Genomic DNA, 23836 nt, shown 5'->3' on the forward strand with positions numbered 1-23836 from the left:
GTCCGCGTCCTACGGCCGGCGGGCGGAGGTCACCCGGTACACGTCGTAGACGCCCTCCACGCTGCGGACCGCCTTCAGGACATGGCCCAGATGCTTGGGGTCGCCCATCTCGAAGGTGAAACGGGAGATGGCGACGCGGTCGCGGGAGGTCTGCACGGCCGCCGACAGGATGTTGACGTGCTGGTCGGACAGGATCCGGGTGACGTCCGACAGCAGCCGGGAGCGGTCCAGCGCCTCGACCTGGATGGCGACCAGGAAGACCGAGGACTGGGTGGGCGCCCACTCGACGTCCAGGATCCGCTCCGGCTGACGCGAGAGCGAGTCCACGTTGACACAGTCGGCGCGGTGCACCGAGACGCCGTTGCCGCGGGTGACGAAGCCGATGATGGGGTCGCCCGGCACGGGGGTGCAGCAGCGGGCCAGCTTGACCCAGACGTCGTCGACGCCCTTGACGACCACGCCGGGGTCGGCGCTGGAGCGGCGCTTGGAGCGCGGCCGGATCGGGGTCGACTCGGCGATGTCCTCGGTGGCCTCGTCCTGGCCGCCGAGCGCCTGCACCAGCTTCTGGACGACGCCCTGCGCGGCCACGTGGCCCTCGCCGATGGCGGCGTAGAGCGAGGAGATGTCCGGGTAGCGCATCTCGTGCGCGAGGGTGACCAGGGAGTCGCCGGTCAGGATCCGCTGGATGGGCAGGTTCTGCTTGCGCATGGCGCGCGCGATGGCGTCCTTGCCCTGCTCGATCGCCTCGTCGCGGCGCTCCTTGGAGAACCAGCCGCGGATCTTGTTGCGGGCGCGCGGGGACTTGACGAAGCCGAGCCAGTCGCGGGACGGGCCGGCGCCCGGCGCCTTGGAGGTGAAGACCTCGACCAGGTCGCCGTTGTCCAGGGTCGATTCGAGCGGGACGAGGCGTCCGTTGACCCGGGCCCCTATCGTGCGGTGGCCGACCTCGGTGTGCACCGCGTACGCGAAGTCGACGGGCGTGGCACCGGCCGGCAGCGCTATGACGTCGCCCTTCGGCGTGAAGACGAAGACCTCGTTGCGCGACAGGTCGAAGCGCAGCGACTCCAGGAACTCGCCCGGGTCCTCGGTCTCCTTCTGCCAGTCCAGCAACTGCCGCAGCCAGGCCATGTCGTTGACCGTGTCCTGACCCTTGCCGGCCTTGCCGGCGGAGGTCTTCGGCACATCCGTACGGATCTTGGAGGCGCCGGCCACCGCCTCCTGCTTGTACTTCCAGTGCGCGGCGATGCCGTACTCGGCGCGGCGGTGCATGTCGAACGTGCGGATCTGCAGCTCAACGGGCTTGCCGCTGGGGCCGATCACGGTCGTGTGCAGCGACTGGTACATGTTGAACTTGGGCATCGCGATGTAGTCCTTGAACCGGCCGGGGACCGGATTCCATCGCGCGTGGATGGTGCCGAGGGCCGCGTAGCAGTCGCGGACCGTGTCGACCAGGACGCGGATGCCCACCAGGTCGTAGATCTCGGCGAAGTCGCGTCCGCGGACGATCATCTTCTGGTAGACGCTGTAGTAGTGCTTCGGGCGGCCGGTGACCGTGGCCTTGATCCGGGCGGAGCGCAGATCGGCCTGGACCTCGTCGGTCACTATCGCCAGATACTCGTCGCGCTTGGGCGCCCGCTCGGCGACCAGCCGCACGATCTCGTCGTACATCTTGGGGTAGAGGATCGCGAACGACAGGTCCTCCAGCTCCCACTTGATGGTGTTCATGCCCAGGCGGTGGGCGAGCGGCGCGTAGATCTCCAGCGTCTCGCGGGCCTTCTTCTCCTGCTTCTCCCGCTTGAGATAGCGCATGGTGCGCATGTTGTGCAGCCGGTCGGCGAGCTTGATGACCAGGACGCGCGGGTCCTTGGCCATCGCGACGACCATCTTGCGGACGGTCTCGGCCTGCGCGGCCTCGCCGAACTTCACGCGGTCGAGCTTGGTGACACCGTCGACCAGCAGCGCGACCTGGTCGCCGAAGTCGCCCCGCAGGGTGTCCAGGCCGTATTCGGTGTCCTCGACGGTGTCGTGCAGCAGGCCGGCCATCAGCGTCGCCGGGTCCATGCCCAGCTCGGCGAGGATCGTGGTCACCGCGAGCGGGTGGGTGATGTACGGGTCGCCGCTCTTGCGCTTCTGGCCGCGGTGCCAGCGCTCGGCGACCTGGTAGGCACGCTCGATCTGGCGCAGCGTGCCCGTCTCGATCTTGGGGTCGTTGCCGCGGACGGCCCGCAGCAGTGGCTCCAGGACCGGGTTGTACGGGCTGGAGCGCTGGACGCCGAGCCGGGCGAGGCGGGCGCGTACCCGGTTCGGGGAGCCGGAGCGGCCGGCGGGGGCCGGCGGCAGCGGCCGGGACGCCACGGGCTGGTCGGCCTTGGCCGGCGGCTTGGCCGCGGGGGACGGCTCGGGGGACGGCGTGGACGAGGGAGCGGCGGAGCCCTTGTCGGGGGCCTTGTCGCGCCGCTCGGCCGGGGGGCCGGACGCGGCGGGCCGGTCGGCCGGCGGCCGGGATCCGGCGGTGCCGTCGGGGGCGCCCTGCCGCTCGGACTCGGGCGTGCGGGGGGAAGCCGCGTCCGTGGACTTCGGCTCGTCCGGGCGCGCGGCGTCGGATCCCGCCGGACGCGTTCCGGGGGAGAGCGGCTGGGCCTCGTCTGGCAAGAGCACTCCTCAAGGCGGTTCCGGGCCCCCGTGCCTCGAACGGGCCGGGGTGCCATCGTATCGACCCCGGGCCCGCGACTGCCCCGCGGCCATGGGTCCGTACATGACACAGCAGCAGGGGCACCCGGATTCTTCCGGGTGCCCCTGCTGCGAGGGTGCCTGCTTGCGGCAGGTCAGAGCGTGATCAGGGACTCCAGCGGAGCGCCCTTGAGACCCGGCTCCAGCCGCTGCCGCCCGGCCAGGAAGCCCAGCTCCAGCAGCACCGCCACGCCCGCGACCTCGGCGCCCGCGCGCCGGATGAGCTGCAGCGACGCCTCGGCGGTCCCGCCCGTGGCGAGCACGTCGTCGATCACCAGCACCCGGTCGCCCGGGGACAGCGCATCGGCGTGCAGTTCGATCTCGGCCGAGCCGTACTCCAGCTCGTAGGCCTGTCCGAGGGTCTCGCCGGGCAGCTTGCCCGCCTTGCGGACGGGGACGAAGCCGACGGCGGCCCGGACCGCGACCGGGGCGGCGAGGATGAAGCCGCGGGCCTCCAGGCCCACGACCTTGTCCACGCGGTGGCGCGCGCACAGGTCGACGAAGGCGTCGGTCAGCGCGCCGAAGGCGACCGGGTCGGCCAGCAGCGGGGTGATGTCCTTGAACACCACGCCCGGCTGCGGATAGTCCGGGACGTCCGTTATCCGGCTGAGCAGCAGCTCGCGCAGGGCGGCGGGGGCGCTCATCGGCGCTTGCCCGACGGGCGGCCGCGGCCGCGGTTGCGGGAGGCGGGCTGCTGGCGCGGTCCGACGACCGCCGCGCCATCGGCGTCGTCGTCCCCGGCCGGGGACCCGTCCTGCGACTCGTCCTGGTCCTCGCCCTTGGCGGTGGCCGCGGCGCGCTTCGCCTTGACCCGCTTGGCCAGCGCCTTCATCTGCGGCTCGCGGCTCTTCAGGTCGGCGACCAGCGGGGTCGCGATGAAGATCGAGGAGTACGCACCGGCGGCGAGACCGACGAACAGGGCCAGCGAGATGTCGTTCAGCATGCCCGCGCCCAGGACACCGCCGCCGACGAACAGCAGACCGGCGACCGGGAGCAGCGCCACGACGGTGGTGTTGATGGAGCGCACCAGGGTGCCGTTGATGGAGCGGTTGGCGATCTCGCTGTAGGTGAAGCGGGTCTGCTTGGTGATGTCCTTCGAGGCCTCCTTGAGGCTGTCGAAGACGACGACCGTGTCGTAGAGGGAGTAACCGAGGATCGTCAGCAGACCGATGACCGTGCCGGGAGTGACCTCGAAGCCGACCAGGGCGTAGACGCCGACCGTGATCGTGAGGTCGTGGATCAGCGCGACCAGGGCGGCCACCGCCATCCGCCACTCGAAGGCGATGGCCAGGTACAGCACCACGAGGACCATGAAGATCCCCAGGCCCAGCCAGGCCTTGTTGGCGATCTGCTCACCCCAACTGGGGCCGACCAGCTGCGTGTTGACGTCCTTGACCTGGACGTTCAGATCCTTGGCGAGCTCTTCTTGGACCGGCACCGCCTGCTTGGTGTCCAGACCGCTGATCTGGATGCGCAGGGCACCGCCGCCGAGCTTCTGCACCACGGCCTGGTGGCCGCCCGCCGCCGACTCCGCCTTGTGCTGGGCCTCCGAGGCGGAGACGGAAGTCTTCGGGGTGGTGAAGACCGCGCCGCCGGAGAACTCGATGCCCATGTTCAGGCCGCGCACCGCCAGGCCGACGATGGCCACGATGGTGATGAGGATCGAGAGGCCGTACCAGATCTTCCGCTTGCCGATGAAGTCGTAGCCGACCTCGCCACGGTAGAGCCGGGCGCCGAGGTTTCCGAGCTTGGACATCTCACGCCTCCTTCGTCTGGGTCGGGGCGGCGCCACGGCGGCGGCGCAGCGGCGGCTTGGCACCCAGGCGCGTGGGGTCGAGGCCGGACCAGGGATGGCCGTCGGCGAAGAACTTCCGCCGGGCCAGCAGCGTCATCAGGGGCTTGGTGAACAAGAAGACCACGACGACGTCGAGGACGGTGGTCAGACCGAGCGTGAACGCGAAGCCCTGGACCTTGCCGACCGTGACGATGAACAGCACCGCGGCGGCCAGGAACGACACGAAGTCGGAGACCAGGATCGTGCGGCGGGCCCGTGGCCAGCCGCGTTCGACGGCCGGGCGCAGGGTGCGTCCCTCGCGGATCTCGTCCCGAATGCGTTCGAAGTAGACGATGAACGAGTCGGCGGTGATACCGATGGCCACGATGGCGCCGCAGACCGCCGGGAGGTTCAGCGCGAACCCGATGGCCGGTCCGAGCAAGGTCATGATCGTGTACGTCAGGATCGCCGAGATGCCCAGGCTCGCCAGCGCGACCAGCGCCAGTCCGCGGTAGTAGGCGACCAGGTAGAGGACGACCAGGCCGAGGCCGATGGCGCCCGCGATCAGACCGGCGTGCAGCTGCTCGCCACCGAGCGCCGCGGTGACCGTGGTCTCGTCATCGATCTTGAAGGAGAGCGGCAGGGCACCGTAGGACAGCATGTTGCCGAGGTCCTCGGCGGACTGCTGGCTGAAGCCGCCGGTGATGGTGGCGTTGCCGCCGTTGAGCCGCTCGCTGACGCGCGGGTTGGAGACCACCGCGCCGTCCAGGACGATCGCGAACTCGTTCTGCGGATCCGCCTTGGTGGCGAGCTTGCCGGTGGTGTCCGCGAACTTCTTGCCGCCCTCGGAGGTGAAGTCCATCTGGACGATCCAGCCCTGGCCCGTCTGGCTGTCGAAGGCGGCCTTGGCGTCCTTGACGTCCGTGCCCTCGACGCCGACCGGGCCGAGCGCGTACTTCCGGCTGCCGTCGTTGTGGCAGGCCACGACCGGGTCGGACGGCTTCGTGCCGGCCGCCTTCTCACCCGCGGCGGCGCGGCTCGCCTTGGTGGAGCAGTCCAGCGCGTTCAGCTGCTTCTGGAGGGCCGGCGGCAGGGCCGCGCCACCGGGGGCCGGAGGCGTCGCGGGCGCGGACGGCGTGGCCGGACCGGAGGGGGTGGGCTTGCCGGACGGGGCCTTCTTCAGGGCGTCCGTCACGGCACGGCCCTGGGTGGTCGGCTTCGCGTTCGGCGACGGTGCGGAGGAGGCGTTCTGCTGCGTGCCCGGCTGTCCCTTGCCGCCCGCGGCCTTGTCGCCCTTGCCCTTGCCGTTCGCGCCGCCCTTGGAGGGGCTGGGCTGGGGCGCGGGGGTCTTGCCACCGGCGGCGATGGTCAGCACCGGCCGGAAGCCGAGCTGGGCGGTGGTGCCGACCTGCTGGCGGGCCTGCTTCGCGTCCGTCCCCTTGGGGATGTTCACGATGATGTGGTTGGAGCCCTGCGTCTGGACCTCGGCCTCGGACACACCGAGACCGTTGACCCGTCGCTCCATGATGCCGGCGGCGGTGTTCATGTTGGTCTCGTTGATCGCGTTGGGCTTGCCCGGCTGGTTCTGGGCCGCCAGCGTGAAGCTGGTGCCGCCTGCCAGGTCGATGCCCAGTCGGGGCGTCATGGTGCCGGAGGCGAACATGCCTCCGATCAGCCCCACGATCGCGATGAGGACCAGGATCAGGGCGCGGCCCGGATGCCCCTGGCTCGCGGGCGCCCTGCGGCCCTTCTTGGGTGCTGCCACCTTCTCGTATCTCCCTGTCCAACCCCTCGGCACGGGATGCCGGCCGAGCGGCCACGAAGTCTTGTGGGGACCTGCCCCCGCCGGAGCCTAGACCGTCCCGGAACCGCGGTGCACGACACAACGCGTGCTCCGCGGTTCCGTGAGAGGGACTACTTCGCGTCGTCGCCGGGCTTCTTGTCGTCCTTGGCGGCGTCCGCGTCGGCCTTGGCGACATCCGGCTCGGCCTTGGCGTCCTTGGCGTCCGTGCCGGCCGGGGACCCTTCGGCGGCGGTCTTGTCGCCGGCCGGGGTCTCGGCCTTGCCCAGGTCGATCTTGTCACCCTTTGCGGTGGCCTCCGCGGCGGCGTCGCCGGTCAGCGAGGAGGCGTCGTCCGGGACGACCGGCTCGTCGGTGTGCAGCGGGTCGGCACCGTCCAGGATGCGGTTGTACTCCTCGTCCGCGATCACCGCGCCGATGGCGTTCTTGGCGTAGATGGCGTGCACGCCGGGGGCGACCTCGAGGAGGACGGTCTCGTCGTGGACTTCCTTGACGGTGGCGTACATGCCGCCGATCGTCCGGACGCCGGTGCCGGCCTGCATCTCGTTGCGCATCTGCGCGGCCGCCTGCTGCTTCTTCTTGGCGGACCGCGTCATCAGGAACATGGCCCCGATGAGGACGATGAAGGGGAGGAGAGTCACGATACTCACGGGACGGAAATCCTTCGCACGACCGCTGAGGCGCGGTCTCATATACGGGGGTGGGTATGCCGACCGTACGGACGGCATCGGCGGAGTCTAAGCGAGTCCCCACCAGTGGAACAACGCCCAGCATCGCACCGCAGTTCCTGACCGTGCGAGTCCCCGCGCCGTCAGGACCCGAACAAGCCCTGCTGTCCGCTTCCGCCCGATTGCTGCTGCGGTGGGACCAGCCCCAGGTGGGTCCAGGCCGCGGGCGTCGCGATCCGGCCCCGGGGGGTCCTGGCCAGCAGCCCTTCCCGTACGAGGAACGGCTCGGCGACCTCCTCGACGGTCTCCCGCTCCTCCCCCACCGCCACCGCCAGGGTGGACAGGCCCACCGGGCCGCCGCCGAACAGCTTGAGCAGGGCCGTGAGCACCGCGCGGTCGAGGCGGTCCAGGCCACGGGCGTCGACCTCGTAGACCCGCAGGGCCTGGGAGGCGATCTCGCGGGTGATCAGTCCGTCGGCCTTGACCTGGGCGTAGTCGCGCACCCGGCGCAGCAGGCGGTTGGCGATCCGGGGCGTGCCGCGGGAGCGGCCGGCGATCTCGGCGGCGCCCTCGGCCTCTATCTCGACGTCCAGCAGCCCGGCCGAGCGGTGGATCACCCGCTGCAGCTCGGCGGGGGCGTAGAACTCCATGTGGGCGGTGAAGCCGAAGCGGTCGCGCAGCGGGGGCGGCAGCAGCCCGGCCCGGGTCGTGGCGCCGACCAGGGTGAACGGGGGGAGTTCGAGCGGGATGGCGGTGGCGCCCGGGCCCTTGCCGACGATCACGTCGACGCGGAAGTCCTCCATGGCCATGTAGAGCATTTCCTCGGCGGGCCGCGACATCCGGTGGATCTCGTCGAGGAAGAGGACCTCGCCCTCCTGGAGGGAGGAGAGGATCGCGGCGAGATCGCCGGCGTGCTGGATGGCGGGGCCGGAGGTGATCCGGATCGGGGCACCCATCTCGGCGGCGATGATCATCGAGAGGGTGGTCTTGCCGAGGCCCGGCGCCCCGGACAGCAGGACGTGGTCGGCGGTGGCGCCACGGGCCCGGGCGGCGCGCAGCACCAGGTCGAGCTGCTCGCGCACCCGCTCCTGTCCGACGAATTCCTCCAGGTCCTTGGGCCGCAGCGCGGCCTCGACGGCGGTGTCCTCGCCGTCCGCGTCGGCGCCGACCAGCCGGTCGGGGGCGCCCGGGGCGGCCTCGCCGGCGGTGGGGGGTGCGGTGTCGTCCCAGTTCACTGCGGTTTGCCTCGCGGGGTCGGGGCGGCCGGGCCGCCGGGGTGGTCGTGCGGTCGGGGGCGCGGGGCCCGGGCGGCGGTCATCGTGCGCGGTTCAGGGACTGCAGGGCGGCCTTGAGCAGCTGCGGCACCTGGGGCGCGCCGCCGGCGGCGACGGCCGCCTCGGCCTGCGGGGCGACCGCGGTGACCGCTTCGTCCGCCTCGCGGGTGGCGTAGCCGAGGCCGATCAGGGCGGCGTGCAGCTGATCGCGCCAGCCGGCCGTGACGGCGCTGCCGACGCCCGCACGGCCGGTGCCGACCGGCTCGCCGAGCCGGTCCTTCAGCTCCAGGAGCAGCTTCTGGGCGCCCTTCTTGCCGATGCCGGGCACGGCGGTCAGGGCCTTCTCGTCGGCGGTGGCGACGGCCCGCCGCAGCGCGTCCGGGGAGTGCACCGCGAGCATCGCCTGGGCGAGCCGGGGGCCGACGCCGCTGGCGGTCTGCAGCAGCTCGAAGGTCTGGCGCTCGTCGTCGTCGGCGAAGCCGTAGAGGGTGAGCGAGTCCTCGCGGACGACGAGGGAGGTGGCGAGCTTGGCCTGCTGTCCCATGCGCAGCGTGGAGAGGGTGTCCGGGGTGCACTGGACGGCCATGCCGATGCCGCCGACCTCGACGACGGCGGAGTCCGGTGCGAGGGCCGCGACCGGGCCGGAAACGAAGGCGATCATCGGGTGCCCTTCTGGGGTGCCGCCCGGCGGACGCCGGCGGCGGGGACGGTGGCGGGAGCGGCGCGGCGGGCGGCGGCGTGCGCCTGCTGGAGGCGGTTGACCGCGGGGGCGCGCCAGATGTGGCAGATGGCGAGGGCCAGGGCGTCGGCGGCGTCGGCCGGCTTCGGGGGCGCGTCGAGCCGCAGCAGGCGGGTGACCATCGCGCCGACCTGCGCCTTGTCGGCGCGTCCCGAGCCGGTGACGGCGGCCTTGACCTCGCTGGGGGTGTGCAGCGCGACCGGCAGCCCGCGACGGGCGGCGCACAGCATGGCGACCGCGCTGGCCTGGGCGGTTCCCATGACCGTACGGACGTTGTGCTGGCTGAACACCCGCTCGACGGCGACGCAGTCGGGGCGGTGCTCGTCGAGCCAGGCGTCTATTCCGCGCTCGATGTCGACGAGACGCAGGGCGATGTCGGCGTCCGCCGGGGTGCGCACGACGCCGACGCCGATCATGGTCAACGGGCGCCCGGCGACGCCGTCGACCACCCCGACCCCGCAGCGCGTCAGCCCCGGGTCCACCCCCAGCACCTTCATCGCTCCCCGCCCCTCGTCCGCTCGGTCGGCCGTTCCCGTTTCGGGAGCACGTGCCCCCTGATCAGCACAGTAATGGCTGCCACTGACAAACCGACGGGCCGACGGGGTGTGTTCCCCGTCGGCCCGTCAGCCGGCCGTGCGTGTGCGCCCGTCAGGCGTCCACCTTGGCCATCACGTCGTCCGAGACGTCGAAGTTGGCGAAGACGTTCTGCACGTCGTCGCTGTCCTCCAGCGCGTCGATCAGCTTGAAGATCTTGCGTGCGCCCTCTTCCTCCAGCTCGACCTGCATGGTCGGGACGAAGTTGGCGTCCGCCGAGTCGTAGTCGATGCCGGACTCCTGGAGGGCGGTGCGGACCGCGACCAGGTCGGTGGCCTCGCTGAGCACCTCGAAGGACTCGCCGAGGTCGTTGACCTCTTCGGCACCGGCGTCCAGGACCGCGGCCAGGACGTCGTCCTCGCTCAGCTCACCCTTGGGGACGATCACCACGCCCTTGCGGTGGAACAGGTACGACACCGAGCCCGGGTCGGCCATCGAGCCGCCGTTGCGCGTCATGGCGACGCGGACGTCCGAGGCGGCACGGTTGCGGTTGTCGGTGAGGCACTCGATGAGCACCGCGACACCGTTGGGGCCGTAACCCTCGTACATGATCGTCTCGTAGTCGGCGCCGCCGGCCTCCAGGCCCGCACCGCGCTTGACCGCGGAGTCGATGTTCTTGTTGGGCACCGAGCTCTTCTTGGCCTTCTGGATGGCGTCGAAGAGGGTCGGGTTACCGTCCGGATCCGCACCGCCGGTCCGCGCGGCGACCTCGACGTTCTTGATCAGCTTCGCGAAGAGCTTGCCGCGCTTGGCATCGATCACGGCCTTCTTGTGCTTCGTCGTAGCCCATTTAGAGTGGCCGGACATCCGCCTGTCTCCTTCGCGTAACCCATGTCTGAAACGAACGCCTGAGATCCTACCGGGGCCGGATCACACGGTGTGACGCACCATGTCGACGAACAGGGCGTGCACCCGGTGATCGCCGGTGAGCTCCGGATGGAAGCTCGTGGCAAGGACGTTACCCTGCCGCACGGCCACGGTGTGCCCGTCGTACGTCGCCAGCACCTCCGCCTCGGCGCCGACCGACTCGACCCACGGCGCCCGGATGAAGACACCCTCGACCGGACCGCCGGGAATCCCCGCGACGTCGATGGCCGCCTCGAACGACTCGTTCTGCCGCCCGAAGGCGTTACGGCGCACGATCATGTCGATCCCGCCGAACGTCTCCTGGTCCTCGCGGGCGTCCAGCAGCTTGTCCGCGACCATGATCATGCCGGCGCAGGTGCCGTAGACCGGCTTGCCCGCGCGCACGAACGCCCGCAGCGGCTCCAGCATGCCGAAGACGACGGCCAGTTTGGACATGGTGGTGGACTCGCCGCCCGGGATGACCAGGCCGTCGATCGCGTCGAGCTCCTCGGCGCGGCGCACCGGCCGGCCCTGGGCACCGGCGTCCGCGAGCGCCTTGAGATGCTCGCGGACGTCGCCCTGGAGGGCCAGCACACCGATGGTGGGGGTACTCATCTGCCGTCCTACCAGCCGCGGTTGGCGTAGCGCTCGGCCTCGGGGAGGGTGTCGCAGTTGATGCCGACCATGGCCTCGCCCAGGTTGCGGGAGGCGTCCGCGATGACGGCGGGGTCGTCGTAGAAGGTGGTGGCCTTGACGATCGCGGCGGCGCGCTTGGCGGGGTCGCCGGACTTGAAGATGCCGGAGCCGACGAACACGCCCTCGGCGCCGAGCTGGCGCATCAGCGCGGCGTCGGCCGGGGTGGCCACGCCACCGGCGGAGAACAGCACGACCGGCAGCTTGCCCAGCTCGGCGACCTCCTTGACCAGCTCGTACGGGGCGCGCAGCTCCTTGGCGGCGGCGAACAGCTCGTTGTGGTCACAGCCGCGCAGCTTGGCGATCTCGCCCTTGATCTGGCGCAGGTGGCGGACCGCCTCGACGACGTTGCCGGTGCCGGCCTCACCCTTGGAACGGATCATGGCGGCACCCTCGGCGATCCGGCGCAGCGCCTCGCCCAGGTTGGTGGCACCGCACACGAACGGGGTGGTGAAGGCCCACTTGTCCGAGTGGTTGACCTCGTCGGCCGGGGTGAGGACCTCGGACTCGTCGATGTAGTCGACACCGAGCGACTGCAGGATCTGCGCCTCGACGAAGTGGCCGATCCGGGACTTGGCCATGACCGGGATGGAGACGGCGCTGATGATGCCGTCGATCATGTCGGGGTCCGACATCCGGGCCACGCCGCCGTCCTTGCGGATGTCGGCGGGGACCCGCTCCAGGGCCATGACGGCGACGGCGCCCGCGTCCTCGGCGATCTTCGCCTCTTCCGGCGTGACGACGTCCATGATCACGCCGCCCTTGAGCTGCTCGGCCATCCCGCGCTTGACGCGCGCGGTTCCGGTCTCGGGGTTCTGGGGCGTGGTGGGCGTGCTGGACACGTGTGACCTCACTCAGTGCGGGTGACAGTACTGATGCGCCCACACAACCGTTGGTGAGTGGCCCGGGGAAAGGGCCAATTAGAGGTCAGTGGCTCGTCACCGCCCGGCGTCGCGGCCCGCGACGCCGTCCCCCGGCCGGTTTCCGCCCGAACGGTCGTCCAAAACGGCCGGCGGCTCGTCGTCCATCTCGAAGGCCAGCGGGAAGGGCGCGTGGCCGGCGAGGCGCAGGTAGCGCACCAGCCGGTGGCGGCGGACGGCGCGGGCGGCCCGGACGGCGTCGTTGTGGAAGCGCCGGGCCATCGGCACCCGGCGCACCGCCGCGGTGAGTTCGCCGATCGTCTGCTCACCGCCCGGCGCCTCCCGCACGGCCTCCAGCTGCGCCTCCTCCTCGAAGATCGCCCGCAGCGCCTGGCTCAGCTCGCTCTCGGCGACCTCACGGTGGTCCTCCTCGGCCTGCCGCGCCTCGTGCGCTGCCTGATAGAGAACGATCGAGGCCGCGGGGTCGAGAACCCCCGCCGTACCCAACTCCTGCGCGACGGACGCCCGCCGCAGCAACTGGGCGTCGAGCGCCGCCCGCGCCGCGTCGATCCGGGCATGCAGACGGTCGAGCCGCCCGGCCGTCCAGCTCAGGTAGATGCCGATGAGGATGATCGCGGCGACGATCCAGATGAACGTGGTCACGGGGTGTCACGTTACCCGTCCGCTGCGCTTGGCTGTCTTCCCACGTTGTCGGCTTGCCCGCCGTGGGGGTTTGTCGCCTCTCCGCTGCGCTTTGCCTTGGCCCCGTTTTTGGCTTTCCCGCCGTTGCGCCTGCGGCGGGCGGGGTCCGCTGCGCGGGGCTGTCGGGTGCGGTGACGGACCTCCGGGGCCGGTGTGTGGGACTGCTTCGCTTTACGTCCCACACACCGACCCCTCCGGCCCGCCCCTCCCGTTGTGGGAGGGAAAGAAGGCCGGTGGGGGTCCTCGTTGCCGGTGCAGCGCGCCTGGCAGGTCGTAGGGAAAAGGCGCTGAGGGCCCGTACGGAAAAGGCTTACGGCGGCCCGCCCCCACTCACCGTCAGTCATCCCTCCACGGGAGGGGACGGGCCGGAGGGGCCTGTTGTGTGGACGTAAAGCGAAGCAGTCCACACAACAGGCCCCGGAGGACCGTCACCGCACCCGACATCCACCCGCCCGCCGCAGGCGCAACGGCGACAAACCCCCACGGCGGGACAGCCGACAACGCACGAAGCAGCCCCGCGCAGCGGACAGCGCACCGCGAAGCGGGCGACAAACGACGAGAAACCCCCACGGCGGGACAGCCGACAGCGTGGGAAGCCTCAACCCTGGCGGCGCCGGCCGCGGAGCCCCACGCGTTCGTCGGTGGCCACGGAAGTGGCCCCCGTGGTGACCGTTTCGTAGACGGCGAGGATGTCGGCGCCGACCGTGGACCAGTCGAAGCGGCGGACGTGGCGGCTGCCGCGTTCGCGTAGTTCCGCGAGGCGGGCGGGGTCGCCGAGGAGGCGCACCGCGGCGGCGGCCAGGGCGTCGGCGTCCTCGTTGGTGAACAGTTCGCCGGCCTCGCCCTGGTCCAGGACCTGGGCGAACGCGTCGAGGTCGCTGGCCAGGACGGGGGCCCCGGCCGACATCGCCTCGACGAGGATGATGCCGAAGGATTCACCGCCCGTGTTGGGCGCGACGTAGACGTCGACGCTGCGCAGCAGCCGGGCCTTGTCCTCGTCGCTGACCATGCCGAGGAATTCGACGCGGGAGCGCATCTCGGCGGGCAGCGCCGCGACGGCCTCCTCCTCGTCGCCGCGGCCGGCGACCAGCAGCCGGGCGTCGGGCACCTCGGCGAGGATCGCGGGCAGCGCCTTCATCAGGACCGGCAGGCCCTTGCGCGGTTCGTCGATCCGGCCGATGAAGCCGATCGTGCGGCCCTGCCACTCCGCCTTGGGCTCGGCCGAGGCGAAGAAGCCGACGTCCACGCCGTTGGGGATGACGACCGCGTCGCCACCGAGGTGTTCGACGAGGGTGCGGCGGGCGTATTCGCTCACCGCGATGCGTGCCCGGATCTTCTCCAGCGCGGGCTGCAGGATCGGATAGGCCGCGATCATCGCCCGCGAGCGCGGGTTGGAGGTGTGGAAGGTCGCCACGATCGGGCCCTGGGCCGCCCAGCAGGTGAGCAGGCCCAGCGAGGGCGAGGCCGGCTCGTGGATGTGGATCACGTCGAAGGCGCCGTGCTGGAGCCAGCGGCGCACCCGGGCCGCGGAGAGCAGCCCGAAGTTGAGTCGGGCCACCGAGCCGTTGTACGGGACCGGCACGGCGCGGCCGGCCGAGACGACGTACGGCGGCAGCGGGGTGTCGTCGTCCGACGGGGCGAGGACGGAGACCTCGTGGCCGAGCCGGATGAGGTGGTCGGCCAGGTCGCGGATGTGGAACTGCACGCCGCCGGGGACGTCCCAGGCGTAGGGGCAGACGATGCCGATCTTCACGCCTGCTCCCCTCCGGGGACGGTGGCCCCGTCCGGTGTGCGGGGCCGCTCGCGCGGCTCCAGATCGGCGAGCCACAGCCGCTGCAGCATGTGCCAGTCCTCGGGGTGGTCGGCGATGCCGGAGGCGAAGGCGTCGGCGAGCGTCTGGGTCATCCGGGCGGCCTTCTCGGTACGGGTGCCGGTCTCGGGGACCTCGATCTCCGGGTGGACCCGGCCGCGCATGACGGCGGTCTCGTCGTACCAGAGGGTGACCGGCAGCAGCATGGCACCGGTCTGTACCGCGAGCATCGCGGGGCCGACCGGCATCTTCGCCGCCTCGCCGAAGAACGTGACCTCCAGCCCGGAGCTGGAGAGGTCGCGGTCGGCGACCAGGCAGACCAGGCCGCCGCTTCGCAGCCGGCGGGCGAGCGTGCCGAAGGCGGCGCCGCCGGTGTGCGGGAGCACCTCCATGCCCAGGCCCTCGCGGTAGGCCACGAAGCGGTCGTAGAGGCTCTCGGGCTTGAGGCGTTCGGCGACGGTGGTGAAGGGGGTGTCGAGCTTGGTGGTGACCCAGACGCCCGCGAGGTCGTAGTTGCCCATGTGCGGCAGGGCGAGGACGACGCCGCGGCCGCTCTTGAGTCCGTCCTCCAGGAGGTGGATGTCCTCGGCCTCGAAGCCGGCCCTTATCCGCTCCTTGCTCCAGGCCGGCAGCCGGAAGGACTCCATCCAGTAGCGCATGTACGAGCGCATCCCGGCCCGGGAGAGCTCGGCGAGGCGCTGCGGCGAGGCGTCCGGGACCACCCGGGCGAGGTTCGACTCCAGGCGCAGGACGCCCTTGCCCCGGCGCTTCCAGACCGTGTCGGCGATCCGCCGGCCGAGGCGTACGGCCACGCCTTCGGGGAGCTTCTTGACCGTGCTCCAGCCCAGGCCGTAGAGCGCGTCGGTGAGCCTGCCGGTGTCGATCCCCGGCAGACCGGTCCTGCGTGCGCTCATGCGCCGTTTCCCCCTTGTGCGAGTGCGGCGTCGGCCTCGGCCGACTCCCGGCGTACCGTCACCACGCGCTGGCCCAGGGTGACGGCGCTGCCGATGCCGACGATCCACAGCGCGATCGGCAGCAGGATCTGGACCCCGGGCACCCCGAAGGCGTGCAGGCCCGACAGGCCGCAGGCGACCAGCGTGATGACCAGCCGCTCGGCGCGTTCGACCAGGCCGTTGACGGCCACCGGCAGTCCGATGGCCTCGCCGCGCGCCTTGGTGTACGAGACGACCTGGCCGCTGGCGAGGCAGAAGATCGCCATCGCGCAGAGCAGCAGGCTGTCGCCGCGGCCCGCGTACCAGAGGGCGAGGCCGCCGAAGATCGCGGAGTCGGCGACCCGGTCGAGGGTGGAGTCGAGAAAGGCCCCCCAGCGGCTGGAGCGGCCCAGCTGCCGTGCCATGTTGCCGTCGACCAGGTCGGAGAAGACGAACAGGGTGATGACGACCGTGCCCCAGAAGAATGCACCCTGCGGGTAGAAGACCAGGGCGCCGGCCACCACGCCTCCGGTTCCGATGAGCGTGACCGCGTCCGGGCTGACGCCGATACGGATGAGCAGGGCGGCGAACGGCGTGAGAACACGCGTGAAGAAAGCACGCGCGTACTTGTTCAGCATGGCCTTCCCGGAGGTCGATTCGGGCCGTGAGGTCAAGGGGCCACCGGCTGGCCCATCGTAGCCAGGCGGCCACGGGGCTCTGCTAACGCATCGCGGCGCGGGGTGCATCCCACGGCTCGGGGACGGCGGCGCGCGCTGCCGGGCACGCCCCCGGGCCCCCGCCGGGCGGGCCGGCGACCCCTTGGGAGCGCTGGTCCGCTGCGCCATGTATGGACGCGGGATGACCTCGGTGGAAAGCTCGAATCACCGCAAAGTGTCGACCTGGAGGCGAGACACATGAGCGAGAAGTCGAGTACACACCCGGGAGCCGCCCGCAGGGCATCAACGGCCGGCCAGCCCACGGATCTGCGGAATGTGGTGCTGGTCGGCCACTCCGGTGCGGGAAAGACCACCCTGGTCGAGGCCCTCGCGCTGGCGTCCGGCGCGGTCAATCGCGCGGGCCGGGTCGAGGACGGCGGCTGTCTTTCCGACCACGACGAGATCGAGCACCGCCAGCAGCGCTCCGTACAGCTCTCCCTGGTCCCGGTGGACTGGGGCGGAATCAAGATCAATATCTTGGACACCCCCGGATACGCCGATTTCGTCGGGGAACTCAGGGCCGGTCTGCGCGCCGCGGACGCGGCCCTTTTCGTGGTCTCGGCGGCGGACGGGGTGGCCGGGGCGACCCGGATGGTCTGGGACGAGTGCGCGGCCGTCGGCATGCCGCGGGCGCTGGTGATCACGCACCTGGAGGCGTCCCGCGCCGACTTCGACGCGATGACCGAGCGCTGCCGCACGGCGTTCGGCGGCGACGACCCGGACGCGGTGCTCCCCCTCTACCTCCCGCTCCACGGGACGCCCGGCGCCGACGGCCACTCCCCCGTGCACGGCCTGATCGGCCTGCTCTCCCAGCGGGTCTACGACTACTCCTCCGGCCAGCGCACCGAGCGCGCGCCGACCGCGGACGAGCTGCCGCAGATCGAGGCGGCCCGCGCCCGGCTGATCGAGGGCATCATCGCCGAGAGCGAGGACGAGTCCCTCATGGACCGCTATCTCGGCGGCGAGGAGATCGACCTCAAGACCCTCACCGGGGATCTGGAGACCGCGGTCGCCCGTGGCACCTTCCACCCCGTGCTGGCCGCGGCCCCGGCCGCCGAGGGCGCCCGGCAGGGGCTGGGCACCGTCGAGCTGCTGGAGCTGATCACCGGCGGCTTCCCGACCCCGGCCGAGCGCGAGGCACCGGCCGTGACCAGCCCGGACGGCGCCCGGCGGGACGCGCTGCGATGCGACCCCGGCGGGCCGCTCGCGGCCGAGGTGGTCAAGACCTCCTCCGACCCGTACGTCGGCCGGATCTCGCTCGTACGGGTCTTCTCCGGCACCCTGCGCCCGGACGAGACGGTGCACGTCTCCGGCCACGGGCTCCAGGACCGGGGGCACGAGGACCACGACGTCGACGAGCGGGTCGGCGCGCTGTCCACCCCGTTCGGCAAGCAGCAGCGCCCGCTGCCCCAGGCCATCGCCGGCGATCTGGCCTGTGTGGCGAAGCTGTCGCGGGCCGAGACCGGCGACACCCTGTCCGACAAGGACAACCCGCTGCTGATGGAGCCCTGGACGATGCCCGACCCGCTGCTGCCGGTCGCCATCGAGGCCCACAGCAAGGCCGACGAGGACAAGCTGTCCCAGGGCCTGGCCCGGCTGGTCGCGGAGGATCCGACGATGCGCCTGGAACACCAGCAGGACACCCATCAGGTGGTCCTGTGGTGCCTGGGCGAGGCGCATGTCGATGTGGCGCTGGAGCGGCTGCGGACCCGTTACGGCGTGCAGGTGGACACCGTCGCCCACAAGGTGTCGCTGCGGGAGACCTTCGCCGCCCCGGCCGCGGGCCGCGGGCGCCATGTGAAGCAGTCCGGCGGGCACGGCCAGTTCGCGATCTGCGAGATCGAGGTCGAGCCGCTGCCGGGCGGCTCCGGCATCGAGTTCGTGGACAAGGTCGTGGGCGGTGCGGTGCCCCGGCAGTTCATCCCCTCCGTGGAGAAGGGCGTACGCGCCCAGGCCGAGCGCGGGGTCGCCGCCGGGCATCCGCTGGTCGACATCCGCGTCACCCTGCTCGACGGCAAGGCGCACTCGGTCGACTCCTCGGACGCCGCCTTCCAGACGGCGGGTGCGCTGGCGCTGCGCGAGGCCGCCGGCGACGTCCGGATCGACCTGCTCGAACCGGTGTCCGAGGTGAGCGTGATGGTTCCGGACGACTTCGTCGGCCAGGTGATGAGCGATCTGTCGGGGCGCCGCGGACGGGTCGTGGGAACCGAACAGTCGGGCGCGGGCCGCACGGTGGTGCGGGCCGAGGTGCCCGAGATCGAGATCGACCGCTACGCCATCGACCTGCGGTCCCTCTCGCACGGCACCGGGCGGTTCTCCCGCACCCACCTGCGGCACGAGCCGATGCCGCCGCAGCTCGCCGACAAGTGGCGGGAGCACACGGAGAACGGCGGATAGTAGGCGGCCACCCGGCCCGCACGGCGGCCGCCGTCCGGCTCAACTCCCTTGGACCGGGCGGCGGCTGTACGCTGAGTGCCTGCCGTTGTACGCACCGTCCGACGGCGCGGGAAGTGATCACGGACCCGACGACAGGCCGTCAGCAGGTGTGCCGGCGGCGGAAGTCGGGAAGAGCCGCATCATCGGATGCGGGCGGTGTGGGGGGCGGTAGTGGCAGACGGCTTCGACTTCAGTCCGGGAGCGCAGGTACCGCTCTCGGGGAGCGCCGGGCAGACGGCGGCGACCCAGGCGCTGGCCTCGGCCGCCTACCGGGACAGCCTGCTGACCGAGATCTCCAAGGCCGACTCCGAGTCCGGCAAGTCCGAGATCAAGAAACCGAAGCTGTCGCTGTTCGCGCCCAACCTCGGCGAGGCGTTCTCGCGTGCGGTGCAGGTGCGGATGCTGGGCGGTGGGCGTGCGGCGCTCATCCAGTCCTTCGGGACCGAGCCGCAGACCATCGTCGAGCACTGCCTGTCCGCCACCCGCATCCGCAAGCAGCGCGACAGCAAACTGACGCTGCTGATGGTGCTGTTCGGCGTGCTGTTCCTGCCCGGTGTGCTGGTGTGGCTGGGCGTCTTCCAGCTGCGCAAGATGCTCTCCAAGGACGGCGCTGGCGCCGGTCTGTCCCTGATCGGCGGGGTGCTGCTGACGGTGCTGGCCGGCCTCGGCCTGTTCTTCATGATCAAGCTGCCGCTCAACGGCTTCTGGCCGATGTACGCCCGTGCCGCCGTCGTCGCCCCGATGATCGGCTGGTGGTGGGCCAAGCAGATCTGCGAGAAGACCGCGGTGGCCATGCGGGAGGCCTGGAAGGGGCTGCTGGAGGGCGGCGGCGTGGCCGCGAAGATCCCCGAGGCGGTGCCGCAGGACCCCAACCAGACCGCCGCGGAGACGCTCCGTCAGAATCTCGCCAAAATCTCCGCCGAGCAGACCAGCAACGTCGTCTTCTACGCCGGCCCCAAGGGGATACTCGGCATGGGAACGCGCTGGGGCAGCTGGCAGCTGGCCGAGGAGCTGACGCCGGCGCCGGGAACCGCCGAGATCCACCCGTTCCGCAGCTGGGACGTCATCCGGGCGATCCACGACAAGCTGCGGCTGCTGGAGCGCAGTCCGCTGCACACCGGCGGCTTCCCCACGCCGTCCGTGCGCCACTGGATCGTCTCCCCGGTCGGCGAGAAGGCCGGCGCCGTCACCCGCCCCGAGGGCAGCCATGTGGAGGCGTACCAGATCCGCGGCCACGAGATAGAGCGGATCTGCAACGAGCAGCAGTTCGGCAGCGGCAACCGCCACTACCTCGGCGTGCAGTTCGTCCTGTGGGACGGCCAGTTGGTGATCACGCTGATGATCACCGTCACCGTGCTGCACGAGACCCTGCGCATCGAGGTGACCGGCCATGCCCTCGGCCCGGTCAACGGTCTGTTCACGACGAAGCCTGAGCCCAAGACCAAGGACGTCGCCAAGGTCGTCAAGTTCTGGGAGACCAAGACCCAGCACCTCCCGCTCATCGAGCCGCAGGAGGTGGTCCGGCTCGCCGCCCGGGCGCCGCTGACGTGGTTCCCGCCGGTCCTGGACTTCCTCGGTGGCAAGCTGGCCCTCCCCGAGCCGTTCGGCCTGCGCCATGTCTGGGCCGACAAGCCCTGGCGCCACCGCTTCATGGCCGATGACGCGCTGCGCGCGGCGACTCCGGTGCTGCGCACGGTCCATGCGGCCGCGATGAGCGTGCTGAAGGAGAACGGCGTGGACACCGAACGCTTCACCAACCGCTCCCTGGTGCTCAGCGGCATGATCCAGGGCGTGGAACCGCAGAAGGCGGACGAGTACAACGCCTAGCCGGACGCGGCCGGACCCGGGGGCGGGTCCGGCCGGACGCCGCTAGCGGAAGATGCCGGTGTGCCCCAGCGAGTACCGTCCCGGCTGCGGGTAGACCGCCAGCCCGTGCGGGCCCTGACCGACGGGGATCTTGGCGAGGGTCTTGCCGGTACGGGTGTCCAGCGCGTAGACCTCCGAGTTGTAGCGGCCGGACAGCCACAGCACCTTGCCGTCCGTGGACAGCCCGCCCATGTCGGGGCTGCCGCCGCCGCGGATGTGCCACTTGTCGACGAGCTTGCCGGTCTTGAAGTCCAGCAGGGAGATGGAGCCCTCGCCCCGGTTGGAGACGTACATGTGCCGCGAGTCGCGGCTGACGTAGAGGCCGTGTGCGCCCTTGCCGGTCGGCATCAGCTTCGGCCGGTCGAACGTGTCCCCGTTCATGACCCAGATGCCGTCGGCCATCATGTCGGCGATGTACCAGGTCCTGCCGTCCGGGGAGATCTTGACGTCCTGGGGCATCGCCCCCTCGAACGGCAGCTTCTGCTGGCCGATCACCTTCATCTTCTCGGTGTCGACCTTCAGCAGCTCGCCGGAGAACTCGCAGGAGACGATGAAGTACCGCCCGTTGGGCGAGAAGTCCGCGTGGTTGACGCCGGCGCAGGGCACCGGGAGCGTCTTGCGGACCTCCATGGAGTGCGGGTCCCGGAAGACCAGCTGACGGTCCATCGAGGCCATCACGATCGCGTACTTCCCGTTGGGCGTGAAGTAGAGGTTGTACGGGTCGTGGACCCTGACGGGCTCGCCGGCCTTGCCGGTGGCGGGGTCGATCGGGGTGAGGTCGTGCCCCCGGTTGTTGTTGACCCAGAGCGTCTTCAGGTCCCAGGAGGGCACCACGTGCTGCGGCTGGATGCCCACCGGGATGGTCTCGATGACCTTGTAGGTCTTCGGGTCGATGACGCTGACCGTGTCGGAGCCGGTGTTGGGGACGTAGATCCGCGCGGGGTAGTCCTTGACCTGCGGGGACAGCCGGCCCGGCCGGTCGGCCGCGTAGAGGTCGTGCGCGTCGATCAGCGGCGGCATGCCCGGCAGGTCGTTCCTGCCGGCCTTGAGCGGTGCGCGTTCGACCGGCCGCCGCTCGGGCGCGGAGGACGCCGCCTTGCCGCCGCCGTCGCAACCGGACGCCAGCAGCGCGGCGGCCACGGCGAGCAGCGCGGCGGCCCGGTGGCGTCCGCGCGGGGTCCGGGTCCGGCGGTCGTGGGTACGGTTCCGGTCAGCCATCACGTCACCAGCTCCGTTGTCGTCACCGCGCGCAGACCGCGCCGGCGGAGTCCGTCGAGGATCGGGGGCAGCGCGGCCACCGTGCCGGCGTGCCCGAGGTGGAGACTCACGACCGAGCCCGGTGCGACCGAGTCCAGGACCGTGCGCCGGACGGCCGGGGCACCGGGGTCGTTCGCGTCGAGGGAGTCCACGTCGTAGGACAGGACGTGCGGGTAGCCGGCCTTGCGGGCCAGCCTGGTCACCAGGTCGGTGGCCCGCTGCGCCTGCGAGGGGCGGAACCAGCTGCCGATGGTCCCGGTGAGTGCGCGCAGCCGGTCCGCGCACTGGGTGATCTCGGCGTACGCCGCGTCGGCCGGCAGCGCGCAGATGTTGCGGTGGTGCATGGTGTGATTGCCCAGCTCGTGGCCGCCGTCGAGCACCCGGCGGGCCATCGCGGGCTGCTCGTCGAGCCAGTCGCCGATGGCCAGCACGGTGACCCGGGCGCCGGCCCGCTCGGCCTCGCCCAGCAGCGCCTTCGCCAGCCTGGGGTCGCCCCTGCCGTGGAAGGTCAGCGCGACCGCATGGCCGTCGCGCGGCCCGTGGGCGATCTCCACGGGCAGCCCGGGCACCCGGGTCGGCGGCCGGGCGGCGTGCACCGGGGAGGGCACGGCGTGGCCCGCCCCGGAAGGGCTCGCCCGGCGGACCGGCCCGGCGCCGGGATCCGCGTCCCGGTGCGGGTCGCAGCCCGCGAGCGCGCCGGCGGCCGCGGCCGAGGCGGCCGCGCGCAGCACGGAACGGCGGTCTAGGGAAGTCACCACCCCATTAGAGGGGGAACCCACCGGAATGAGGGTGATATGCCCGATTCACCCTGGTGCGTGTCGCCTCGGCCGGCGAGCCCGTCGACCGCGCGGCGACGTCCTACGCGGGCCAGGCGGCGGCGAGCATCGCCCGTGTGTCGGCGAGGAGTTGGGGCAGCACCTTGGTGTGGCCGACCACCGGCATGAAGTTGGTGTCGCCGCCCCAGCGCGGGACGACGTGCTGGTGGAGGTGGGCCGCGATGCCGGCGCCGGCGACCGTGCCCTGGTTCATCCCGATGTTGAAGCCGTGCGCCCCGGACGCGGTGCGCAGCGCGGTCATCGCCCGCTTGGTGAATTCGGCGAGCTCAGCGGTCTCCGGGCCGTCCAGATCAGGGTAGTCGGCGACATGCCGGAACGGGACGACCATGAGGTGCCCGCCGTTGTACGGGTACAGGTTCAGCACCGCGTAGACATGCTTGCCGCGCGCGATCACGAGGCCGTCCTCGTCCGATTTCTCGGGGATCGTGCAGAACGGACAGCCGTCGCCGGCCCCCGGGCCGGTCGGCTTGTTCTCCCCCTGGATGTAGGCCATCCGGTGGGGCGTCCACAGGCGCTGGAAGGCGTCCTGCGTCCCTACTCCGATCTGCTGCTCCGGCTCGCTTGTCATACGGGCCAGCATATGGCTTCGCCCATTGGCGCCGTGTCGTTGGGGCACCGGGCGGCCACCGCTCCGCGATGCTGGGGCGGTGGACAGGGAGCAGCGGCTGTGGGACTGGGAGCGAACCGCCCAGCCGTATCTCCTTGTCGCCTCGCTGCTCTTCCTGACCTCCTACGCGGTCCGGGTGCTGGCCCCCGACCTCTCCCCCGGCTGGCAGACCTGGTGGGAGCTGGTCACCCTCGTCAGCTGGGGCACTTTCATCGCCGAGTATCTGGCGCGACTGGCGTTCAGCAACGACCGCCGGCACTTCCTGCGCACCCGCTGGCTGGATCTGATCGTGACCGTGCTGCCGCTGCTGCGCCCACTGCGGATCGTGGACATGCACGAGCGGATGCAGCGGCGTCGGGACCATCCGCAGCTCGTCCTCGAAGCCCGGGTGATGCTGTACACGGGGCTCACCTCGCTGCTCCTGGGCTTCGCGGCCAGCCTGGCCGTCTACCACGACGAGCGCTCCGCCCCCGGCGCGAACATCCACAGCTTCGGCGACGCGGTGTGGTGGGCCTGCTCGACCCTGACCACGACGGGGTACGGGGACGCCACCCCCGTCACCCCGCGCGGCCGGGTGGTCGCGGCGGGGCTGATGTTCGTCGGGGTGGCGCTGGTCGGTGCGGTGGTGGGCTCCTTCTCCTCCTGGCTGCTGCGCCGCTTCCGGCAGGACGACGAGAGATGACGGGGCCCCGGGA

21 protein-coding genes are annotated in these 23836 nt (G+C 71.4%); 3 read left to right on the top strand and 18 right to left on the bottom strand.

All coding sequences use genetic code 11. The features are described from left to right. Window positions 1-9 precede the first annotated feature (9 nt). The 15 genes from ACQP17_RS06255 to pgsA form a co-directional block, all read right to left on the bottom strand. Window positions 10-2652 (bottom strand): RelA/SpoT family protein, encoded by a 2643-nt coding sequence (locus tag ACQP17_RS06255; RefSeq protein WP_433855351.1) that lies wholly within the window; start codon window positions 2650-2652, stop codon window positions 10-12. Between the two features lie 173 nt (window positions 2653-2825). Beyond that, window positions 2826-3374, bottom strand: coding sequence for an adenine phosphoribosyltransferase (locus ACQP17_RS06260; RefSeq protein ID WP_364884748.1), 549 nt, complete (start codon window positions 3372-3374; stop codon window positions 2826-2828). Next, the gene (gene secF / locus ACQP17_RS06265; RefSeq protein ID WP_433855352.1) at window positions 3371-4486 is read right to left on the bottom strand and encodes a protein translocase subunit SecF; all 1116 of its coding nucleotides are present in this window, start codon (window positions 4484-4486) and stop codon (window positions 3371-3373) included. Before secF ends, ACQP17_RS06260 begins: the two co-directional genes overlap by 4 nt. Window position 4487: 1 nt before the next feature. After that, complete coding sequence (gene secD / locus ACQP17_RS06270; RefSeq protein ID WP_433855353.1) at window positions 4488-6269, bottom strand: protein translocase subunit SecD; 1782 nt, start codon at window positions 6267-6269, stop codon at window positions 4488-4490. 149 nt (window positions 6270-6418) lie between these two features. After that, the gene (gene yajC / locus ACQP17_RS06275) at window positions 6419-6955 is read right to left on the bottom strand and encodes a preprotein translocase subunit YajC (RefSeq protein ID WP_433855354.1); all 537 of its coding nucleotides are present in this window, start codon (window positions 6953-6955) and stop codon (window positions 6419-6421) included. A gap of 161 nt (window positions 6956-7116) precedes the next feature. Further along, window positions 7117-8208 (bottom strand): Holliday junction branch migration DNA helicase RuvB, encoded by a 1092-nt coding sequence (gene ruvB, locus ACQP17_RS06280; RefSeq protein ID WP_364884738.1) that lies wholly within the window; start codon window positions 8206-8208, stop codon window positions 7117-7119. 79 nt (window positions 8209-8287) lie between these two features. Further along, window positions 8288-8908, bottom strand: a complete 621-nt coding sequence (ruvA, locus tag ACQP17_RS06285) for a Holliday junction branch migration protein RuvA (RefSeq protein ID WP_433855355.1) — start codon at window positions 8906-8908, stop codon at window positions 8288-8290. After that, window positions 8905-9483, bottom strand: a complete 579-nt coding sequence (ruvC, locus tag ACQP17_RS06290; RefSeq protein WP_364884734.1) for a crossover junction endodeoxyribonuclease RuvC — start codon at window positions 9481-9483, stop codon at window positions 8905-8907. The genes ruvA and ruvC overlap by 4 nt, the downstream gene beginning before the upstream one ends. A gap of 151 nt (window positions 9484-9634) precedes the next feature. Next, window positions 9635-10387, bottom strand: a complete 753-nt coding sequence (locus tag ACQP17_RS06295) for a YebC/PmpR family DNA-binding transcriptional regulator (protein ID WP_364884731.1) — start codon at window positions 10385-10387, stop codon at window positions 9635-9637. Window positions 10388-10450: 63 nt separating this feature from the next. Further along, the gene (gene pdxT / locus ACQP17_RS06300) at window positions 10451-11041 is read right to left on the bottom strand and encodes a pyridoxal 5'-phosphate synthase glutaminase subunit PdxT (RefSeq protein ID WP_433855356.1); all 591 of its coding nucleotides are present in this window, start codon (window positions 11039-11041) and stop codon (window positions 10451-10453) included. 8 nt (window positions 11042-11049) lie between these two features. After that, a complete protein-coding gene (gene pdxS, locus ACQP17_RS06305; protein WP_433855357.1) occupies window positions 11050-11961 on the bottom strand; it encodes a pyridoxal 5'-phosphate synthase lyase subunit PdxS in 912 nt (303 codons plus the stop codon). Window positions 11962-12057: 96 nt separating this feature from the next. After that, window positions 12058-12642, bottom strand: coding sequence for a hypothetical protein (locus ACQP17_RS06310; RefSeq protein WP_433855358.1), 585 nt, complete (start codon window positions 12640-12642; stop codon window positions 12058-12060). Between the two features lie 637 nt (window positions 12643-13279). Next, window positions 13280-14434, bottom strand: a complete 1155-nt coding sequence (locus tag ACQP17_RS06315) for a glycosyltransferase family 4 protein (protein WP_433855359.1) — start codon at window positions 14432-14434, stop codon at window positions 13280-13282. Then, complete coding sequence (locus tag ACQP17_RS06320; RefSeq protein ID WP_433855360.1) at window positions 14431-15405, bottom strand: phosphatidylinositol mannoside acyltransferase; 975 nt, start codon at window positions 15403-15405, stop codon at window positions 14431-14433. The genes ACQP17_RS06315 and ACQP17_RS06320 overlap by 4 nt, the downstream gene beginning before the upstream one ends. Beyond that, window positions 15402-16061, bottom strand: a complete 660-nt coding sequence (gene pgsA / locus ACQP17_RS06325; RefSeq protein ID WP_433855361.1) for a phosphatidylinositol phosphate synthase — start codon at window positions 16059-16061, stop codon at window positions 15402-15404. Before pgsA ends, ACQP17_RS06320 begins: the two co-directional genes overlap by 4 nt. A 276-nt stretch (window positions 16062-16337) precedes the next feature. Between pgsA and ACQP17_RS06330 the strand changes: the two genes are divergently transcribed. Continuing rightward, entirely contained in the window at window positions 16338-18536 is a 2199-nt protein-coding gene (locus ACQP17_RS06330) for an elongation factor G-like protein EF-G2 (RefSeq protein ID WP_433855362.1), read from the top strand. Between the two features lie 186 nt (window positions 18537-18722). After that, a complete protein-coding gene (locus ACQP17_RS06335; protein WP_433855363.1) occupies window positions 18723-20402 on the top strand; it encodes a hypothetical protein in 1680 nt (559 codons plus the stop codon). Between the two features lie 42 nt (window positions 20403-20444). Here the strand turns inward: ACQP17_RS06335 and ACQP17_RS06340 are convergent, their stop codons facing one another. The 3 genes from ACQP17_RS06340 to ACQP17_RS06350 all read right to left on the bottom strand — a co-directional run bounded on the left by ACQP17_RS06340 (window position 20445) and on the right by ACQP17_RS06350 (window position 23114). After that, entirely contained in the window at window positions 20445-21659 is a 1215-nt protein-coding gene (locus tag ACQP17_RS06340; RefSeq protein WP_433855364.1) for a YncE family protein, read from the bottom strand. Continuing rightward, window positions 21659-22429, bottom strand: coding sequence for a polysaccharide deacetylase family protein (locus tag ACQP17_RS06345; RefSeq protein WP_433859839.1), 771 nt, complete (start codon window positions 22427-22429; stop codon window positions 21659-21661). The genes ACQP17_RS06340 and ACQP17_RS06345 overlap by 1 nt, the downstream gene beginning before the upstream one ends. 127 nt (window positions 22430-22556) lie before the next feature. Beyond that, window positions 22557-23114 (bottom strand): HIT family protein, encoded by a 558-nt coding sequence (locus ACQP17_RS06350; protein ID WP_433855365.1) that lies wholly within the window; start codon window positions 23112-23114, stop codon window positions 22557-22559. A gap of 67 nt (window positions 23115-23181) precedes the next feature. On the opposite strand from ACQP17_RS06350, the gene ACQP17_RS06355 reads away from it, so the two are divergent. After that, complete coding sequence (locus tag ACQP17_RS06355; protein ID WP_433855366.1) at window positions 23182-23823, top strand: potassium channel family protein; 642 nt, start codon at window positions 23182-23184, stop codon at window positions 23821-23823. Window positions 23824-23836 lie beyond the last annotated feature (13 nt).

The sequence above is a fragment of the Streptomyces kronopolitis genome (assembly GCF_050953795.1).
Lineage (GTDB): Bacteria > Actinomycetota > Actinomycetes > Streptomycetales > Streptomycetaceae > Streptomyces > Streptomyces kronopolitis_A.

Coding starts and splice junctions, on each gene's coding strand:
- ruvC (WP_364884734.1), bottom strand. CDS start 9,483: ATGAAGGTGCTGGGGGTGGACCCGGGGCTGACGCGCTGCGGGGTCGGG.
- ACQP17_RS06295 (WP_364884731.1), bottom strand. CDS start 10,387: ATGTCCGGCCACTCTAAATGGGCTACGACGAAGCACAAGAAGGCCGTG.
- pgsA (WP_433855361.1), bottom strand. CDS start 16,061: ATGCTGAACAAGTACGCGCGTGCTTTCTTCACGCGTGTTCTCACGCCG.
- ACQP17_RS06330 (WP_433855362.1), top strand. CDS start 16,338: ATGAGCGAGAAGTCGAGTACACACCCGGGAGCCGCCCGCAGGGCATCA.
- secF (WP_433855352.1), bottom strand. CDS start 4,486: ATGTCCAAGCTCGGAAACCTCGGCGCCCGGCTCTACCGTGGCGAGGTC.
- ACQP17_RS06320 (WP_433855360.1), bottom strand. CDS start 15,405: ATGAGCGCACGCAGGACCGGTCTGCCGGGGATCGACACCGGCAGGCTC.
- ruvA (WP_433855355.1), bottom strand. CDS start 8,908: ATGATCGCCTTCGTTTCCGGCCCGGTCGCGGCCCTCGCACCGGACTCC.
- ACQP17_RS06340 (WP_433855364.1), bottom strand. CDS start 21,659: ATGGCTGACCGGAACCGTACCCACGACCGCCGGACCCGGACCCCGCGC.
- ACQP17_RS06350 (WP_433855365.1), bottom strand. CDS start 23,114: ATGCTGGCCCGTATGACAAGCGAGCCGGAGCAGCAGATCGGAGTAGGG.
- ACQP17_RS06260 (WP_364884748.1), bottom strand. CDS start 3,374: ATGAGCGCCCCCGCCGCCCTGCGCGAGCTGCTGCTCAGCCGGATAACG.
- ACQP17_RS06335 (WP_433855363.1), top strand. CDS start 18,723: ATGCGGGCGGTGTGGGGGGCGGTAGTGGCAGACGGCTTCGACTTCAGT.
- pdxT (WP_433855356.1), bottom strand. CDS start 11,041: ATGAGTACCCCCACCATCGGTGTGCTGGCCCTCCAGGGCGACGTCCGC.